Source organism: Arthrobacter sp. SLBN-112 (assembly GCF_030944625.1).
GTDB lineage: Bacteria > Actinomycetota > Actinomycetes > Actinomycetales > Micrococcaceae > Arthrobacter.
Genome location: NZ_JAUSXY010000001.1, coordinates 252,432 through 270,045, shown reverse-complemented (window position 1 = coordinate 270,045; position 17,614 = coordinate 252,432). Strand labels below are relative to the sequence as shown.

General features: G+C 67.7%; 15 protein-coding genes and 1 pseudogene. 8 read left to right on the top strand and 8 right to left on the bottom strand.

The features are described 5' to 3' along the window. The first annotated feature begins 20 nt into the window (after window positions 1-20). The gene (locus QF050_RS01265; protein ID WP_018763066.1) at window positions 21-266 is read left to right on the top strand and encodes a hypothetical protein; all 246 of its coding nucleotides are present in this window, start codon (window positions 21-23) and stop codon (window positions 264-266) included. 136 nt (window positions 267-402) lie between these two features. Here QF050_RS01265 and QF050_RS01260 read toward each other — a convergent pair whose 3' ends face one another. After that, window positions 403-663, bottom strand: coding sequence for a hypothetical protein (locus QF050_RS01260; RefSeq protein WP_308928788.1), 261 nt, complete (start codon window positions 661-663; stop codon window positions 403-405). Between the two features lie 210 nt (window positions 664-873). Between QF050_RS01260 and QF050_RS01255 the strand changes: the two genes are divergently transcribed. Further along, window positions 874-1,755 carry a fumarylacetoacetate hydrolase family protein gene (locus QF050_RS01255; protein ID WP_308928787.1) on the top strand — a complete coding sequence of 294 codons (882 nt, stop codon included), beginning with the start codon at window positions 874-876 and terminating at the stop codon, window positions 1,753-1,755. Between the two features lie 14 nt (window positions 1,756-1,769). On the opposite strand, the gene QF050_RS01250 is transcribed toward QF050_RS01255, so the two are convergent. The 4 genes from QF050_RS01250 to QF050_RS01235 form a co-directional block, all read right to left on the bottom strand. Further along, on the bottom strand, window positions 1,770-2,162 hold the full coding sequence (locus QF050_RS01250; protein WP_308928786.1) for a universal stress protein: 393 nt from the start codon (window positions 2,160-2,162) through the stop codon (window positions 1,770-1,772). 74 nt (window positions 2,163-2,236) lie between these two features. Then, a complete protein-coding gene (locus QF050_RS01245; protein ID WP_308928785.1) occupies window positions 2,237-3,775 on the bottom strand; it encodes a tripartite tricarboxylate transporter permease in 1,539 nt (512 codons plus the stop codon). Next, window positions 3,775-4,278: a tripartite tricarboxylate transporter TctB family protein gene (locus QF050_RS01240; protein ID WP_308928784.1), complete on the bottom strand. Its 504-nt coding sequence runs from the start codon at window positions 4,276-4,278 to the stop codon at window positions 3,775-3,777. The genes QF050_RS01245 and QF050_RS01240 overlap by 1 nt, the downstream gene beginning before the upstream one ends. Further along, entirely contained in the window at window positions 4,275-5,285 is a 1,011-nt protein-coding gene (locus QF050_RS01235) for a tripartite tricarboxylate transporter substrate-binding protein (RefSeq protein ID WP_308928783.1), read from the bottom strand. Before QF050_RS01235 ends, QF050_RS01240 begins: the two co-directional genes overlap by 4 nt. A gap of 224 nt (window positions 5,286-5,509) precedes the next feature. On the opposite strand from QF050_RS01235, the gene QF050_RS01230 reads away from it, so the two are divergent. Then, window positions 5,510-7,090, top strand: a complete 1,581-nt coding sequence (locus tag QF050_RS01230) for an ATP-binding protein (protein ID WP_308932067.1) — start codon at window positions 5,510-5,512, stop codon at window positions 7,088-7,090. Continuing rightward, window positions 7,087-7,752, top strand: a complete 666-nt coding sequence (locus tag QF050_RS01225; RefSeq protein WP_308928782.1) for a response regulator — start codon at window positions 7,087-7,089, stop codon at window positions 7,750-7,752. Before QF050_RS01230 ends, QF050_RS01225 begins: the two co-directional genes overlap by 4 nt. A 22-nt stretch (window positions 7,753-7,774) precedes the next feature. Here the strand turns inward: QF050_RS01225 and hutG are convergent, their stop codons facing one another. Beyond that, entirely contained in the window at window positions 7,775-8,764 is a 990-nt protein-coding gene (hutG, locus tag QF050_RS01220; protein ID WP_308928781.1) for a formimidoylglutamase, read from the bottom strand. A 173-nt stretch (window positions 8,765-8,937) separates the two neighbouring features. On the opposite strand from hutG, the gene QF050_RS01215 reads away from it, so the two are divergent. After that, entirely contained in the window at window positions 8,938-10,242 is a 1,305-nt protein-coding gene (locus tag QF050_RS01215) for a cation:proton antiporter (protein WP_308928780.1), read from the top strand. 77 nt (window positions 10,243-10,319) lie between these two features. Here QF050_RS01215 and QF050_RS01210 read toward each other — a convergent pair whose 3' ends face one another. Next, window positions 10,320-11,759, bottom strand: coding sequence for an NCS2 family permease (locus tag QF050_RS01210; protein ID WP_308928779.1), 1,440 nt, complete (start codon window positions 11,757-11,759; stop codon window positions 10,320-10,322). A gap of 110 nt (window positions 11,760-11,869) precedes the next feature. On the opposite strand from QF050_RS01210, the gene QF050_RS01205 reads away from it, so the two are divergent. Continuing rightward, entirely contained in the window at window positions 11,870-12,550 is a 681-nt protein-coding gene (locus QF050_RS01205; RefSeq protein WP_308928778.1) for a copper resistance protein CopC, read from the top strand. Window positions 12,551-12,602: 52 nt separating this feature from the next. On the opposite strand, the gene QF050_RS01200 is transcribed toward QF050_RS01205, so the two are convergent. Then, window positions 12,603-13,241: an NAD(P)-binding protein gene (locus tag QF050_RS01200; protein ID WP_308932066.1), complete on the bottom strand. Its 639-nt coding sequence runs from the start codon at window positions 13,239-13,241 to the stop codon at window positions 12,603-12,605. Between the two features lie 427 nt (window positions 13,242-13,668). Between QF050_RS01200 and QF050_RS01195 the strand changes: the two genes are divergently transcribed. Next, a complete protein-coding gene (locus QF050_RS01195; RefSeq protein ID WP_308928777.1) occupies window positions 13,669-14,709 on the top strand; it encodes a universal stress protein in 1,041 nt (346 codons plus the stop codon). Window positions 14,710-14,742: 33 nt separating this feature from the next. Further along, window positions 14,743-17,602: pseudogene (locus tag QF050_RS01190) on the top strand (PEP/pyruvate-binding domain-containing protein). The last annotated feature ends 12 nt before the right edge of the window (window positions 17,603-17,614 follow it).

Below are 17,614 nucleotides of genomic sequence, written 5' to 3'. Positions count from 1 at the left end.
ACAAAGGGGTAGAAGTTCAAATGAAAGCACGTGGGGCAGTCCTGTCCAGGCGCAACGCCCATTCCGCCGCGGTATCCAACTGGAAGGCCCTCAAGGCCGGGGACCGCGTCGAAATCATCAAGCATGCGCATGTGGTGGCAGCCGGGGAGGTGGAAGAGGTGTCGCAGAGCGGCAACGTCCTCTGGCTGGTGCCGGCCGGACCGTCCGACCTGTCGGAGAAGCAGCTCTTCCTGAAGTCCGACGGCGTCCAAGTCCGTCTCGCCTGAGCCGCACCCGCAGCAACTAAGAATCCCCGCAGTGCTTCACGGCACTGCGGGGATTTTTAGTTGCTTCAGGCGTCCGTCCGGGACCTGCGGGCTCGCCCGGCCAACCAGGCGGCCGGGGTATCAGGCAGCAGGCGAATCAGGCCGCGAAGGATTCGTAGGTTTCGCCGAAGGGCACTGATTCGTCCAGGGCTACCGTGTAGCGTCCCGGGTGCAGCCTGGTTACCAGGATGCCGCAGGCGGCGTCCTTCGCTGCCACCTCAATCAGTTCGGCTACCGCGTCTTCCAGTCCTGCGTGGACCTCGCTGGCACTGGAGAACTCCAGGCTGATGGACCGGAGTTCCGGCCTTTCGGCGGTCTTGGCAGCGGCGGGGACGCGCTCCAAAGTGGTTGTAGTCATGTACCGAACTTTCTGTGTTTCGTGCCATGTGGCTCCGCTATTCTAGCGATGAGTATTCACATATGTCAGATGACTGCCCTCCTAAAGCCTCGGAGCGGCGGTCATAAAGCGTTCGTTCGCGGCGCCGGACGGAATCAACGACCATGGAAGCGGGTCCCGCCCGGACCTGACATCCAGCAGTTCCGTCACTACACCTTGAGGAGATTCGGTATGAAGATCATGCGCCTGGGCCACAGCGGCAGCGAACAGCCCGCCGTGCTGGTTCCCTCAGCGGACGGCGCCGGCCAGTACTTCAGCCTGCTGCCCCTGACCGACGATGTTGACGGCGGGTTCCTCGCAGCCGGCGGCCTGGACAAAGTCCGGAAAGCCTTGGAAGCAGGTGAGCTGCCGGTCCTCGAGGGCGCAGACGCGCTCCGGGTCGGGGCGCCCGTGGCAAGGCCCGGTTCCGTGGTGGGCGTCGGGATGAATTACGCCGCGCACGCCGCCGAGTCCGGGGCCGAACCGCCAACGATTCCCGTGGTCTTCCTCAAGCCAAGTAATACGGTCGCCGGCCCATTCGATCCCGCTCCGCTGCCTCCGCGTTCCGCCAAGTACGACTGGGAGGTGGAACTGGGCATCGTGATCGGCAGGGAGGCCGGCTACCTCGGGTCACTGGAAGAGGCAGCCGGGTGCATCGCCGGCTATGTCACTGCCAACGACCTCTCCGAACGTGAATACCAGCTGCCGGGTGCCGCGGGTCAGTGGACCAAGGGCAAGTCGCTGCCCGGGTCAACGCCCCTGGGCCCGTGGCTGGTTCCGGCGGAGGATATCGACGGCGGCAACCTCCCGCTGCGCAGCTGGGTCAATGGAGAACCGCGCCAGGATTCCTCGACGTCCCAACTGATCTTCGACGCGCCCACCCTCGTCCACCACTGCAGCCAGTACATGCGGCTGGAACCTGGCGACGTGATCCTCACCGGAACCCCGGAAGGCGTGGCGCTGAGCGGCCGGTTCCCCTACCTCCAGCCCGGCGACGTGGTGGAGGTGGAAGTGGAAGGCCTGGGCCGCCAGCGCCAGGAGCTGTTCCGGGCGCCGGCGGCCGCAACGGCCTAGCTGATGCTGCGCGGCTAGCCTGCCTTGACCGCCAGCACCGGACAGTCCGCTTCCAGCAGGATGCGCTGGGATGTGCTGCCCATGATCAGCTTGCCCACCGGGGTGCGGCGGCGCAGGCCGATCACGATCAGGTCAGCGTTGTGCTCCTCGGCAGCATCCAGCACTTCGGCGGCAGCGTCGTGGCCGCGGACGGGTCGTTTGATCAGGAATTGGATGCCCTGGCCGGCAAGCCGCTGCTCGATGTCCTGGATCTCGCCGTCCTGGGCGAAACGGTTGTCCACGGTCGCCTCGCCCTTGGAGGAGTTGATCAATACCAGGGTGCTGTTGCTCTTGCGGGCTTCGGTGATGGCCTGCGTCAGGGCAGCTTCGCCCTCCGGGGTCGGGACGTATCCCACAACGACTGTCATTGTTGTCTCCTTATGTCTTCTGTGACCCACGCGGACAGGTGTCCCTGCCCGGGCTTGCGAGGTTAGGGAGCTGTTCAGTCACTGTAGTCCGCCGCGCCCGAATTGGCCGGAACCAGGGGCTTGTGCGCCGGACGGTTCCGGCGGAACAGCTTGTAGGCAAACGGCCAGAGCAGGATGAGGCCAATGATGACATAGATCCCGACGGCGATCGGCTCACCCAGAAGCCCTGCCGGGTCGCCCGCGCTCAGCTGGAGCGTCTTGCGGAGCTGGCCTTCGATACGGGGTCCCAGGATCACGCCGAGGATCAGCGGCAGCACGGGGAGTCCGAAGCGCCGCATCATGAACCCGAGTGCGCCCAGGACCAGCAGGATCACCAGGTCGAACGCCTGCAGGTTCACCGAGTAGGCGCCCAGCGTGGCGAAGAACAGGATGCCGGCGTACAGGTACGGGCGGGGGAGTTGCAGCAGCTTGGCCCACATCGGTGCCAGGGGCAGGTTGATGATCAGCAGCAGGAAGTTGCCGATGAAGAGGCTGGCGATCAGCGCCCACACCAAAGGACCCTGGCTGGTGAAGAGCTGCGGGCCCGGCTGGATGCCATAGGACGTGAAGGCGGCGAGCATGACGGCGGCCGTGGCGTTGGTGGGCAGGCCCAGGGCCAGCATCGGGGTCAGGGTGCCGGCTGCGGCAGCGTTGTTGGCCGCTTCCGGGCCCGCGACGCCCTCGATGGCGCCGTGGCCGAATTCCTCCGGGTGCTTGCTGAGGCGCTTCTCCGTGACGTAGGAGAGGAACGTGGGGATCTCGGCGCCGCCGGCGGGCAGTGCGCCAAACGGGAAGCCGAAGGCTGTACCTCGCAGCCACGGCTTCCAGGAGCGCTTCCAGTCGGACTTGCCCATCCAGGGCTGGCCCACGGGGATCGCGTGCAGAGGAGTCCGGCGGAGGTGCGCGGCCACCCAGAGGGCCTCGCCCACGGCGAAGATGGCCACGGCCACCACCACGATGTCCAGGCCGTCCGCCAGCAGGGGCTGGCCGAACGTCAGGCGGCGCTGGCCGGTCACCGAATCCATCCCCACCAGGCCGATGGCCAGGCCGAGGCCCAAGGATGCGAATCCGCGCAGCCGGGACGAGCCCAGTACGGCGGTGACGGCTAACAGGGCGAGGACCATGATTGCGAAGTAACTTGGCGCGCCCAGGCTGACGGCGAACTTCACCACGATCGGTGCGCAGACGGCCAGCAGCGCCGTGCCGATGGTGCCGGCGACGAACGAGCCGATGGCCGCCGTCGCAAGCGCCTGCGCCGCCCGGCCCGCCTTGGCCATCTTGTTGCCTTCAATGGCGGTGACTACGGAGGACGATTCGCCGGGAGTGTTCAGCAGGATGGATGTGGTGGAGCCGCCGTACATGCCGCCGTAGTAGATGCCGGCGAACATAATGAACGCACTGGTGGGTTCCAAGGCGTAGGTGACGGGGAGCAGCAGGGCAACGGTCATGGCCGGGCCCAGGCCGGGGAGGACGCCGACGGCGGTGCCCAGGACCACGCCGATGACGGCGTACAGGAAGTTCATGGGGGTCAGGGCGGTGGCAAAGCCGTCCATCAGGGAGGACCAGACGTCCATTAGAGGATTCCTTCCAGGAGGCCGGCCGGCAGCGCGATGCCAAGGCCCAGGTAGAAGCCGTAGAAGGTCAGCAGGGACAACGCCACGGAGATCAGTCCGTCCCGGACGTAGCGGCGGCTGCCAAGGGCCAGGACGCTGCCCCAGAACAGGACGGTCCCGGAGATCACCCACCCGGCCCAGTCGATCAGCAGGATGTTCAGGATGAAGGTTCCTGCCAGCGGCAGGACGGTCTTCCAGTCCGCGGGATGGGTGAGGTCGACGTCTTCGCCACCCTCGGCCTCGCCCTTGCCGCCGCGCAGGACGTTGAGGGCCAGCAGCACGGCGCAGACCACCAGCATTCCGGCCACGATGAACGGAACGGTCTTGGGCCCCACCGGGTCGGATTTCGAATACGGGGTCGCCAGGCCGTTGGCGTCCAGGAAGACCAGGACGCCGGCCGCCCCGAGCAGGAGGGCAACGCCCAGCTCGGAGCGGCCTTTGAGGCCTGTGGTCAGGGACGTCACGCCAGCCCGAGCTTGGTGAGGACGTCGGCTACGCGCTTGTCCTGCTCGGTGAGGAAGGACTTGAACTGGTCACCGGTGATGAAGGCATCGGTCCAGCTGTGGGTCTTCAGCGCTTCCTTCCAGCCGTCGGTGCCGTGCATCTTTTCCAGGGCCGCAATCAGGGCAGCCTTGTCCTTGTCGCTGATTCCCGGAGGGGCCACCACGCCGCGCCAGTTGGTGAACACCAGGTCGATGTTGGATTCCTTGAGCGTGGGTGCGTCCACGCCGTCGAGGCGCTTCTCGCCGCTGGTGGCCAGGACGCGGACCTCGCCGGATTCGATCTGCTTCAGGTACTCCCCGGCGCCGGAGGCGGCGAAGCCGAGCTTGTTGCCGAGGATCGCGGGCAGGAGGTCGCCGCCGCCGTCGTAGGAGACGAAGTTGACCTTGGTGGCGTCGATGCCCACGGCACCTGCAAGCTGCATCGGCAGGAGGTGGTCCGGGCCGCCGGGGGAGGAGCCGCCGCCTACTGAGATGGAGCCGGGATCGGCCTTCCAGGCCTTCACCAGGTCATCGATGGTCTTGTAGGGCGAGTCCTTGCTGACCATGATGGCGCCGGGCTCTTCGATGAGGCGGGCCAGTGGGGTGGTGTCCGTCAGCTTGGACTCGGACTTGTTGGTGTAGCTGGCACCCACGACGCCCAGGCCCATGAGCATGGCGAGGTCGCCGTTGCCCTTTTCGTTGACGATCCGGGCCAGGCCCACGGTGCCGCCGGCGCCGGCCAGGTTGAAGACTTCGGTGTTGGTGGAAATCTTCTCGTCATCGAGGACCTTGGCGGCGGCGCGGGCGGTGGTGTCGTAGCCGCCGCCGGGGGTGTTGGGGACCATGATCTGCAGGCCGGTGATGGGACCGGCAGCGGCGCCGGAACTTTCCGAACCCGTGGAGCCCTTGCTGGTGGCACCGCAACCGGTGGCCATCAGGGCGATGCCGGCGGCAATGGCGGCAACTCGCAATGCGCGGATCTGGCGCATGTATTCCTCTTCTCATCAAAATCTGATCAGCATCGGCTGACTGGGTGGTTCCGATGCTAGGGGCGCAGGTGACGGCCATCACTCTTGTGTACGCAGAGAAAGTTGTGTTCATTGCGTTCACGCTTCAAACACCCCGCAACGTCCCCGCCGCGGGCTTTGGGATATAGTTCCCGGGTATCGCCCCCCGGAACACCAGGAAGACCATTGTGACTCGACGACGAGGAATGTCCCTTGCCGGGCAGTACCTTCTGCTGCAGTTGCTCATTGTCCTGGCGGTGCTGGTGGGCGTGGTGGCCATCTCCCTGGCCCAGTCCGCGGCGGCCTTCGAACGGACCGAGGGCAGACGTGCGCTGTCGGCCGCGGAAGCGCTGGGCGGCAATCCGGTGGTGCGGGAACTCCTTCCGGACACTGAACCGCGTGGCGGTGCCGTGTTGCCCGCGGTGGCCGAGTCGGTGCGCATCGTCTCGGGTTCCTCCAGGGTGGCGCTGGCAAAACTTGACCGCACCGTGGTGGCCTCCTCGGACCCCAGCCTGCTGGGCGAGCCGCTGGAGCTCGGCGAGAGCAGGGTGATGGAAGGCCGGGCCTGGACCGGAGTGGTGGGCGGGACGCCCGCCCCGCTCCTGTCCGCCCACGTTCCGGTCCTTGACGACGCCGGCCGCATGATCGGGATCGCTTCCATCAGCCGCAACTATCCCACCGTGCTTGAGCGGCTGGGCGATGCCGTCCCCAATCTCCTCACCTACCTTGGGGTCGCCAGCGTCCTGGGCCTCGCCGGCTCCCTCCTGCTGTCCCGCAGGGTCAAGCGGCAGACCCTCGGCATGGAACCCAGCGAAATCACCAGCCTGGTGGAAAATCGGGAGGCCATGCTGCACGGCCTCAAGGAGGGCGTGGTGGCGCTCGACCTGCATGAGCGGATCACGGTGGCCAACCACAGTGCGCGGTCGCTGCTGGGGCTCCCGCCGGATTGCGTGGGCAAACGCGTGTCCGGACTGGCTGTCGAACCGGCTCTCAAGGAAGTCCTCACGGGGGACCAGCCCGGACCGGACCGGCTGGTGCTCGTCGGGGACCGCCTGGTGGTGATGAACCGGGTTCCCATCCGGTCCCGCGGCAAGGTGATCGGCTCGGTGGCCACGCTCCGCGACCGGACAGAACTCTCAGAGCTTGAGCACGAACTGGGCGCCACCCGCACCGCCACGGACACCCTTCGGGCCCAGGCGCACGAGTTCGCCAACCAGCTTCATGTCATCTCCGGCCTGATCCAGATCGGCGAGTACGATTCCGTGGTCCAGTTCGTCAACGGCGCCACGGTGGACCGGACCCGGCTTAACGATGAGGTGACCGGCCGGATCGCCGATCCTGCGCTCGCCGCCCTGCTGATCGCCAAGTCCAGCCTGGCCGCCGAGCGTGGGGTGGCCCTGCAACTGGACCCGGACTCGGGGCTGGACAAGGTTGATGACGCGCTGTCCCGGGACCTCACCACGGTGGTGGGGAACCTCGTTGACAACGCGTTCGACGCCGTCACCGGGCTTCCGCAGGCGGCCGTCAGGGTGCTGGTGGAAGGCAGCGCCGGGGGAGACGTGGTGGTGACGGTGCGGGACAACGGAGCCGGCGTCCCGGGCGGTTCAGCCGACCACATCTTCCGCCAGGGCTTTACCACCAAGGAACCCGGACCGGCGGGCAGCCGCGGCTTCGGGCTGGCGATGTCCCGGGTTGTCTGCCGCCGCGGCGGCGGGAACCTGACGGTGGCCAACGACCACGGGGCGGTCTTTACGGCCGTGCTGAAACGAGGGAGTACCCAGGCATGATCAAGGTCCTGATCGTCGACGACGATTTCATGGTGGCAAAGGTGCACGCCGGCTTCATCCAGCGCACACCCGGCTTCACCGTGGTGGGAGCGGCCCACACCGGCGCGCAGGCAGTTGCCGAGACCCAACGGCTCAGGCCGGACCTGGTGCTGCTGGACATCCACCTGCCCGATGTGAACGGCCTGGACCTGATGCACCGGCTGCGCAGCGTGGCCCCCGAACTGGACGTCCTGGTGATCAGTGCCGCCCGCGAAGTTGAAACGGTGCGGAAGGCGCTCCGGGGCGGCATCGTCCACTACCTGATCAAGCCGTTTTCCCAATCGGACCTGCAGGAGCGGCTGGAGTACTACCGCAACGCCTACCAGGGCCTGGATGCTGCCAAGGAGGTTGCCGAACAATCGGACGTTAATCGGGTGTTCGGCCTGGACCGCGCCGAACGTCCGCTGCCCAAGGGCTGCAGCATCGAGACCCTGAAGCTGGTGGAGGCCGCTCTTAACGCTGCCGCCGCTGACGTGTCCGCCGCCGAGGTGGCGCAGGAGCTCGGAACCTCCCGCGTCAGCGCCCGTCGCTACCTGGAGTACCTGCACGACGAAGGCCTGCTGGATGTCCGGCTCAAGTACGGGGTGGGGCGGCCGGAACGGCGTTACGTTTTGAAGGCCTGACCCGGCTGACCGCCAGGGACTGTCAGCGCAGCAGCGTATCCACCAGCCGGGCGGCCGTGCGTGCGGTCCGGCCGTCGACGTCGAACGCCGGGTTCAGCTCCGCCACGTCAAGGTGCAGCAGCTTTCCGCTCCGCGCCACCTGCCGGCACACCGCCATGATGACCGGGAGCGGCACACCGTAGGCCGCGGGGGCGCTGACGCCGGGGGCCACCGCGGCGGGCAGCACGTCAAGGTCGATGGTCAGGTACAGGACGTCGGTTTCCGCCAGGAAGTCCGCCACGAAGGCCTGGACCCGTTCCGCCTCGCAGTCTTCGTCCAGCAGGTACCCGACGCCCAGTTTTCTGGCGGTATCGAACAGGGCCCGGGTGTTGTTCGGCTCCGAGATACCGACGACGGCGTAGCGGAAGTCGCGCCCGGCGTCCGCTTCCGCGCGTGCCATTTGCAGGAACGGCGTCCCGGAGCTTGGAACCGCTTCGTCGCGGAGGTCGAAGTGGGCATCAAGGTTCAGCACGCCCAGGCGCTGCCCGCTGCGGACCGCCGCCGACGCACTGACGCCAAGGTAGCTGGCGTAGGCGGTTTCGTGGCCCCCGCCCAGGACGACAGTCTGGTGGCCGGCATCGAGCAGGGAGGCTACCGACTGGCCCAACCGTTCCTGGCCGGCCTCCAACCGGTCCCCGGACACCACCACGTCCCCATGATCGGCAACGGTGCGGTCCAGATGGAACGCCAGCGGGCCCAGTGCTTGTCGCAGCGCCGCCGGTGCGGCTTCCGCCCCGATGCGGCCCTTGTTCCGGCGCACGCCCTCGTCGCTGGCGAAGCCCAGCAGGGCCACCGGCTTGCGGCCGGATGCCACTGGATGCCCGGCACTCCGGCCGCCCGGCGCGTCCACCGGCCCCGGCTGACTTTCCATGGTCACTGCCTGCCACCAGCGGCGGTGTTCCGGTCCGTCGCCGTCGTACCTCCCTGTCCAAGGTTGCGGCGGGACATCGACGGCTGGGGAATGGAAGGGCATGTTTCAAGCTCACCGCATGCCGGGCACAAAAACCAGCGCCGCCGTCGTCGTCCTGTCCGGGATCCAAGAACCAACCCCGGCGGGGGCAGGGGATAGGGTGAGAGCGGTCGGCCAGATCGAAGCGTGACGTGCCTGTGCCGGAACCACGCACATTCCCAGGCTGGAGGCCGCCCATGTTCGACGCCGCTAACATCATCTTTGCCGCCGCCGGCGCTGCCGTCTTCGTCGCCGCGGTCCTTCCGAAGCTGCTGCGCAACATGCCCCTGTCCATGCCCATGGTCTTCCTAGGTGCCGGCATGGGCGCTTTTGCGTTGATTCCATCGCTCCCGGATCCCAACCCGGTGGAGCACCGCGGCTTCGTGATGCACCTGGCGGAAATCTGCGTCATCATTTCGCTGATGGGCGCCGGGCTGGCCCTGGACCGGCCGGTGGGGCGCAAGCGCTGGTCCACCACTTGGCGGCTGCTGGGTATAGCCATGCCCCTGTGCATCGTTGGCCTGACGCTGCTGGGCATGTGGTTCCTGGGCCTCGGGCTCGGTGCGGCGCTGCTGGTGGCTGCCAGCCTGGCCCCGACGGACCCGGTCCTGGCCTCCGAGGTGCAGGTGGGCGAACCGGCGGACGAGGAGGACGGCGTCGAAAAGGAAGATGAGGTGCGCTTCGGCCTCACCTCGGAGGCCGGCCTCAACGACGGGTTGGCTTTCCCGTTCGTCTACCTTGCCATCGCCATCAGCGTGGCCGGGGCCTCGCCGTCGGCCTGGTTTCCCGAATGGTTCGGGGTGGACGTGCTGTGGCGGCTGGCCCTGGGACTGCTGGTGGGCTTCCTGACCGGAAAACTGCTGGCGATGCTTTTCTTCTCTGCCCGCCGGGACAGCCTGCGGCTTTCCAACCACTCGGAGGGCTTCGTGGCCCTGGCGGCCACGTTCCTGGCGTACGGGCTGACGCAGCTGGCGGAAGGCTACGGGTTCATCGCGGTGTTCGTGTGTGCCGTGACCATCCGAGCAGCTGAGCGGAGCCACGGCTACCACCGGGTGCTGCACTCCTACGTGGAGCAGCTCGAACGGCTCCTGACGGTGGTGATCCTGGTCCTGCTCGGGGGTGCCATCGCGCGCGGACTCCTCGCCGGAATCGGCCCGGCGGAGGTGCTGGTGGCCTTGGCGTTCCTGCTGGTGGTAAGGCCCCTGGCGGGCTGGCTGGGGCTGCTGGGCGGCAAGACCGGGCCGCGCGAACGCGTGGCGCTGTCATTCTTCGGCATCCGCGGCATCGGGTCGCTGTACTACCTGGCCTTCGCGCTGGGGGAGGGCCATTTCGCTGACCAGGCGCACTGGCTGTGGTCGTTTGTGGGGTTGGTGGTGGCGTTGTCCATCGTGATCCACGGGGCCACCACCTCGCCGCTGATGAACCGGCTGGACCGGCTTCGCGAGAAGCGGGCGCTGGCGGTTTCCGGGGACGAGGGACTCGCGCCAAACACGCCGGTATAGTCAGCCGGCATAGGCGCCGGTATAGACAGAGGGCCGGCACGGCAGACGCCGCACCAGCCCTCCGTACATTGCAGTGGCTACATGCCGAGGGCGGCCTCGATCGGGCCGATGGCGAAGAACAGCAGGAACGCCGCGGCCACAGCCCACATCAGCGGGTGGATGTCCTTGACCCTGCCCTGGACCGTGCGGATCAGGACATAGGCGATGAAGCCGGCGCCCAGGCCGTTGGCGATGGAGTAGGTGAACGGCATGAGGGTGAAGGTCAGGAACGCCGGAATGGCAATGCCCCAGTCCTGCCAGTCGATCTTGCCCACCTGGGACACCATCATGAAGCCCACCACCACCAGCGCCGGAGCCACGGCCTCGAACGGGACCAGGTTGATCAGCGGGGTGAAGAACATGGCCACCAGGAACAGCAGGCCGGTGACGATGGAGGCGACGCCGGTCCGGGCGCCTTCGCCAATGCCGGCGCCGGCTTCGACGTAGATCTGGTTGGAGGAGACGGACGCGCCGCCGCCGATGATCGCACCGAGGGCGTCCACCTGGAGCACGCGGTCGACGTCGGGAATGTTGCCGTTTTCGTCAACCGTGCCGGCTTCGTTGGCCAGGCCCACCATGGTGCCCATGGCGTCGAAGAAGATGCTGAGCAAGATAACGAAGGCCAGCAGGGTGGCGGCCACGAAGCCGAGATCGGAGAACGCCCCGAACGGGTTGGCCTTGCCGATCAGGGAAAGGTCCGGGGCGGACCAGCCGGTGAACGTGGGGGCCACCAGGGACCAGCCCTGCGGGTTGGAGGTCTTGCCGTCGAAGCTGGGGCCGATGTGGAGGGTCATTTCAAGGATGACGGACAGCACCGTGGAGGTGATGATGCCGATCAGGATGGCGCCCTTGATCTTGCGCACCACCAAGGCGATGGTCAGGACCAGGCCGAAGACGAACACGGCCGTTGGCCAGCCCAGCAGCTTGCCGTCGAAGCCCAGGCCCACAGGCACGGTGGTTCCTGCCACGTCCGGGATGCGCCGTACGAACCCGGCATTGACCAGGCCGATCAAGGCGATGAACAGGCCGATGCCCACCACGATCGCTGTCTTGAGCCCGTCGGGGACGGCCTTGAAGACGGCGGTGCGGAAACCGGTGAGGACCAGGATCAGCATGGTGATGCCGGAGAGGACCACCAGGCCCATCATGTCCGGCCAGGTGAGGCCCGGGTTCCTGGCAACTGTCACGGCCACGAAGGCGTTGACGCCCAGGCCGGTGGCCAGAGCGAAGGGATGCCGCCCCCACGCACCCATGAGGATGGTCAGGACTCCGGCTACGAGCGCAGTTACCGCGGCCACGGCGGTGAAACCGAGCGTTGCCCCGGTGGAGTCGGGGCCGGACAGGATCAGGGGGTTCAGCACCACGATGTAGCTCATGGCGAAGAAGGTGGCGAACCCGCCGCGGATCTCGCGGGAAAGGTTGGAGCCGCGCTCCGTGACCTTGAAATACCGGTCCAGGGCAGAGCCTTGCTTAAGCATTAGTCCTCCGGGGGAATGTGTGGGGATACCTGCATCCTAAGGGCGCTGCACGGTAGGGTCGGCCAAATTCGCCTAGTCTGTAAGGAAGCCAACACGAGGAGCAGCCCACCATGCGCCCAGTCCGCCGGCAGTTGCTGAGCGTGATGCTCGGTTTGTTCATCCTTGCAGCCGCCACCCTGGGCCTGGCAGCGCCGGCCTCCGCGCACGATGCTGCGGAATCCACCAGCCCGGCACAGGGAGCTTCGCTGGCGGCCCCGCCGGGTGAAGTTTCGGTGACCTTCAGCAATCCGCCGCTGGGCATTGGTTCCTCGTTCTCCGTCAAGGACGCGTCCGGCACGGAATGGGCTGACGGTTCCGTCCGGATCGTTGACAACGTGGCCACCCAAAAGCTGCGTTCCGGCGGCCCGGCAGGGGCGTACACGGTGGCGTGGCGCGTCGTCAGCTCCGATTCACACCCGATTGAGGGGACTTTCACGTTCACCGCGGCGTCGGGATCTGCCCCGTCCGGAACGGCGGCGTCGGGAAGTCCGACGACGGCCGGTGCTGTCCCGGCCATAGGCACCGCCAAGCCGGGAGTCACGGAGGAGCCCTCCGCGCCTGCCGCTGCGGGCGAGCCCTTCCAATGGAGCATTGTGCTGTTTGCGGCTGTGGCCGTTGGATTGCTCGTCACCCTGGGCGTCCTGGCCCGGCGCCGGCTTTCCGGCGACGGCGACATGCCGGACGACGGCGACGTACCTGAGGGCGGGGACGCGCCAGATGGCGGGGACCTGGCCGACGAAGCCCGGCAGTAGCGCACACCCGGAGTACCAGGCGGAACCAGGCCGGCGGGCACGCGGGCGGCCGTCAGCAGGTCAGCACCGCAAAGCTGCCCGTTGCCGGGAAGGCGCCGCCGGATCCGTGGACGTTGTCTATATTGACCTTGGCGGAGATCGCCTGGCCCACGGTCTTGGCCTGGCGCAGCACTTCCTTCGGTGATGGCGTGATCAGCTCGCCCACGCCTACCAGGTAGATGCCGATGGCGCGCATGGCCGCTGCCACGTTCTTGCCCACGGCAATGCCAAAGTCGCTGAGCATGCGCCGCAGTTGGCTGTGGGCGCACCGCGTCAGGACAATGTGGTCAGCCACCAGGATGCCTGTAGGCGTGTGGACCTGCCATTGCGGCGCGGCAGTTTCCCCCGGTCCTTCAACCATGGTCAGCTGCACTGCCCGGGTGGTGTTCCGTACGTCAACGCTGTGGCTTGCGGCGTAGTTGCGCAGGTGGCGCAGGATCTCGTTCCGTTCCCGGAGGGTGTCGCTGTCAGCGGCGTCGCAGCGCTGCAGCGACGACGTGTTCGCCGGCTGCGCCGCGCCCAGGATGTCCAGGCCGTCCACCACGATGGAGTCCACGCCATGGCGCCGCAGTTCAGCGGCCACGGCCAGCCCGGACAGGCCGGTGCCAATGATCACAGTGGTGGTCTGTTCGGTCCCCGCACTCCCAGGCATGCTTGACACTGCAGTTTCCCTCCTTCGAAGCTTCGGCAGGTTGCCGGCGACCTCGCCGGCTCGCGTCCCGGTACCCCCAAGTACGGTCGCAGCGCATGGCCGGGCCATCCCTGACAGGAAGTTGCAGCTGGTGTCCCGGACCAACAATGTCCTGAAGACTACAGAACAATTGCGGCCGTGAATAGCCCATTGGACAAAACATTCCTGCCGTAATGAAGGCGCTTTCCGCGACCGGCCCAAGAGCCTGTGGATAACCCTCGTTCCCGCCCCTGAACAGGCTTGCTAAGCCGCATGGGACGGAGAATAGTGGGAAACGGAGGCGGCCTTTTTCCCGCCGTTGCGGCAGCGGGACGGGGTGCACGGGACCCGGGCCGTTTTCTGGCAGAATAGCCGCAACATCAGGCAGTATCGCGAGGAGGCGGCCCCCATGGGCTCACAAGAGTTGCATCCGGACCCGGCCCCGGACGGTGGTGGTTCTCCGGCCGCTCCCGAAGGCATCGTGGTAGGCGTCGATGGCTCTGAGCACGGCCAGTGCGCCCTGGTGTGGGCCGCGCGGGAGGCCCAGCGCCGCCGTCGTCCCCTCCACATCGTGACCGCCTATGCGGTGCCGATCTTCGCCGCGTCCGGCCTGGACGGCGGCTACGCCACCGTGGATGACTCAGTCATCCGCGAGGGGGCCGAGGCCATCGCCAAACAGGCCCTCGAGAAGGTTTCCATGTACGACGTCGAGGTCAGCTCCTCGGTGGAGAACGGTGACGCCGCCGGAGTGCTGCTGGAGATCTCCGAAACCGCCGAGCTCCTGGTGGTGGGCACCCGCGGCCGTGGCGGCTTCGTGGGCCGGCTCCTGGGTTCGGTCAGCAGTGCCCTGCCTGCGCACGCGAAATGCCCCACGGTTACGGTGCCCCTGTTCTGTTCTGATCGCCTCGGCGAGACCACCGAGGACCGGCGCATCAAGGCAGAGCAGGCCAAGTCCGGGCACCGGCAGGTGGAGAACGTCGTGGTGGTGGGCGTCGACGGCTCGGAGCAGGCCCGGGTCGCTGTCCTTGAAGCGGCTGACCAGGCCGAACGCCTCGGCGCCGCGCTGCGCGTGGTCTGTGCCGTCCCTCAGTACAGCGGATCCTTGGCCTGGGTTCCCGCGCCGATGGACCGGAAGGCCCTGTTTGAGGACATCCGGGTCACTTTGGACGCCGGCATGGCCTGGCTCCGCAGCCATTATCCCCGCTTGCAGGCCGACTACGAGCTGAAGGACGGTTCGCCCGTCGATGTGCTCGTGGAGGAGAGCAGGCACGTGGAGCTGGTGGTGGTGGGCACCCGCGGCCGCGGCGGCTTCACCGGCATGCTCCTCGGCTCAACATCGGACGGCGTGCTCCATCACGCCAAGGGGCCGGTCATGGTGGTCCCGGACAGGGAAGACTCCCGCTTGGCCGACCGCGCACGGTTCGGGCCCATCCTGGGCGACGCCGCCTAGGCACAACAGATCCGCCGGCAAGGCAGCCACACCATGGAGCAGCACGGGGTACCGTCGCCGGGCACCCGCGGGGATGCCGGGCCGGTCCTGGGGCTGGCCGCGCTCGACGCCGGAATGCTGGCCCTCGTGGGCGGCAAGGCCGCGAACCTCGGCGAGTTGCTGTCCGCCGGGCTGCCCGTCCCGGAAGGTTTCTGCCTGACCACCGATGCATACTGGCAGGTGGTCGGTGCCCCCGATCCCGTCCTTCCCGCCCTCGCGGAGGTTTACGCAGCCCTGCAGGCAGCAGCACGGGCCACGGGCCACAGTCCAGCCTTCAAGGAGCCGGACCTCCTGGACGGGCTGGCCGGAACCGCGCGCGCCGCAATCCTGGCGGCGCCGCTCCCGGCAGCAGTATCCGAGGCTGTTAAGCAGGCCTACGCTGCCATGGGGCCGAGCGTACCGGTGGCGGTACGGTCCTCCGCCACCGCCGAAGACCTGCCGTTTGCGAGTTTCGCCGGCCAGCAGGACACCTACCTCAATGTCGTCGGAGCGGAAGCCGTCCTTGAGGCTGTCCGCAATTGTTGGGCCTCGCTCTGGACTGACCGCGCAACTGCCTACCGGGCAAGCCTTGGTATCGACCCGGCCGGAGTGGCCCTGGCCGTGGTGGTCCAGCGGATGGTGGACGCAGACACGGCAGGGGTCATGTTCACGGCAAACCCACTCACCGGGCGGCGCCGGCAGATCGTCATCGACGCCGCGCCGGGCCTCGGCGAAGCCGTCGTCTCCGGCGCCGTCAACCCGGACCACTTCGTGGTGGACGGCGTGACAGGCAAAGTGGTGGAACAGCGGCTTGGTGGGAAGGGGCGTTGAAATCAGGCCCCTTCCCGGCGGCGGCACGGCGACCCGGCAGTCGCCGGGCGGCACCGGAACTTCCTGCCTGACGGAACGGCAGCTGGCGGCCCTGGCGAGGCTCGGCCTGCAGGCCGAAGAGCATTTCGGCGCTCCGCAGGACACCGAGTGGGCCATCGACAACGCCGGCACCCTGTGGCTGACGCAATCCCGGCCCATCACCACCCTGTACCCGGTCCCGGAAAGCAACGGGGCGGCCGACGGCGTCCGGCAGCGCGGGCACGATGCCGGCGGTACCCGGGCGTACCTCTGCTTCAGCCTGGCACAGGGGCTTACCCGGCCACTCACCCCCATGGGGCTCGCCGCGTTGCGCCTTGTCGCCTCGTCTGTGGCCACGGCCGCACGGTTCCCGGTTCCCGAACCCCGGCGGGGGCCGTCCCCGTACGCCGAGGCCGGGCAGCGGATGTACATCGACTTCACCACCCCCCTCCGCAGTGCTGTGGGCCGCCGCATCGTTCCCCGGGTCTTTGACGTCATGGAAGCCCGGTCCGCGGCGGTCATGCGTCAATTGTTCGACGACCCTGCCTTTGCGGTGACCAGCAGGACGCCCTTCGGGCTCCTCCGCCACGCAGGCCCGGCAGCAGTGCGTGCCAAGGTTCCCCAAGCCATACTCCGGTCACTGCTCCGGCCCGAGGCAGCCCTCCGCAGGCTGGACCGTTTTACCCGGGACTTCGAAGCATCGATGGCCCCCGGCGACGGCGCCGGAACCCTGGCCCGGCTGGACCACATCGAGGCCCTCCTCGGTTCCCGCCTGTTTTCGATTGTTCCGGCCATACTTCCCGTTCCCCTGGTGGGTTTCGCCATGCTGGGCATCGCGGGAAAACTCCTTGGCGGTGACGCGTGGGATGAACTGCAACCTGTTATCCGGGGCCTGGCCAACAATGTCACCACGGAGATGGACCTTGAACTGTGGCGCCTCGCAACGGCCATCAAGGATGATGGCGAGTCGTGCGCCGCCCTGATGGCGTCGGATCCAGCCGCCCTGGCGGAAGATTTCAAGGCCGGCAGGCTGCCCGCACGCCTGGACGCCGGACTGGGAAGGTTCCTTGACCGGTACGGACACCGGGCAGTGGCTGAAATCGATGTCGGGCTGCCACGCTGGTCGGAAGAGCCCGCGCACATCCTGGGCATCCTGGCCAACTACCTCCGGCTGGAGAATCCTGCCCTCGCGCCGGACCTGCTGTTCAGCAAGGCAGCCGAGGACGCTGAAGCGCGGGTGGACCGGCTCGTTGCCCGCGCAGCCGGGCGCGGCAGAATCAGGGGAATGCTGGTGCGGGCCGCCCTGCGCAGGGCACGGCTCTTCGCCGGCCTGCGTGAACTGCCCAAGTACCAACTTGTGGTTGGCCTTGGAGAGGTCCGCCGGCAACTGCGTCGAGTAGGCGCCGAGCTGGCGGAGGCCGGGGCCCTCGAGTGCCCGGATGATGTCTTCTTCCTGGACTTCGCCGAGGCGCGTCAGGCACTTGCCGGTGAGACAGGGGATCGCGGAGCAACGCTCCCGGACTTCCGGGCGCTGGTGGCGGCCCGGCAGCCCGACTACCGCAGGGAGCTCGGCCGCCACCATATTCCCCGGGTACTCCTCTCCGACGGCACCGAGCCCGAAGCCGTGCGCACCGCCGTCGGGATTGCGGACGGAACGCTGGCAGGAAGTCCCGCGTCGGCAGGGATGGTGACGGCGGCGGCACGGGTGGTCCTGGACCCCGTCGGTGCCCATCTTGAGCCGGGCGAAATCCTGGTTGCTCCGTCCACGGACCCCGGGTGGACGCCGTTGTTCCTCACTGCGGGCGGGCTGGTGATGGAGATGGGCGGCGCCAACTCCCACGGTGCCGTCGTGGCCCGGGAATACGGCATTCCCGCGGTGGTCGGGGTGGCGGACGCCACCAGGCTGATAACCACCGGCCAGAGGGTAGCGGTCGACGGCGGTGCCGGAACCGTAGTGCCGGAACGCCAGGCCCCGGCCGCAGGTTTAGGGACCCATACCGGCACGGACCCGGCCGCGCGGGCGTAACCTTGATCTATG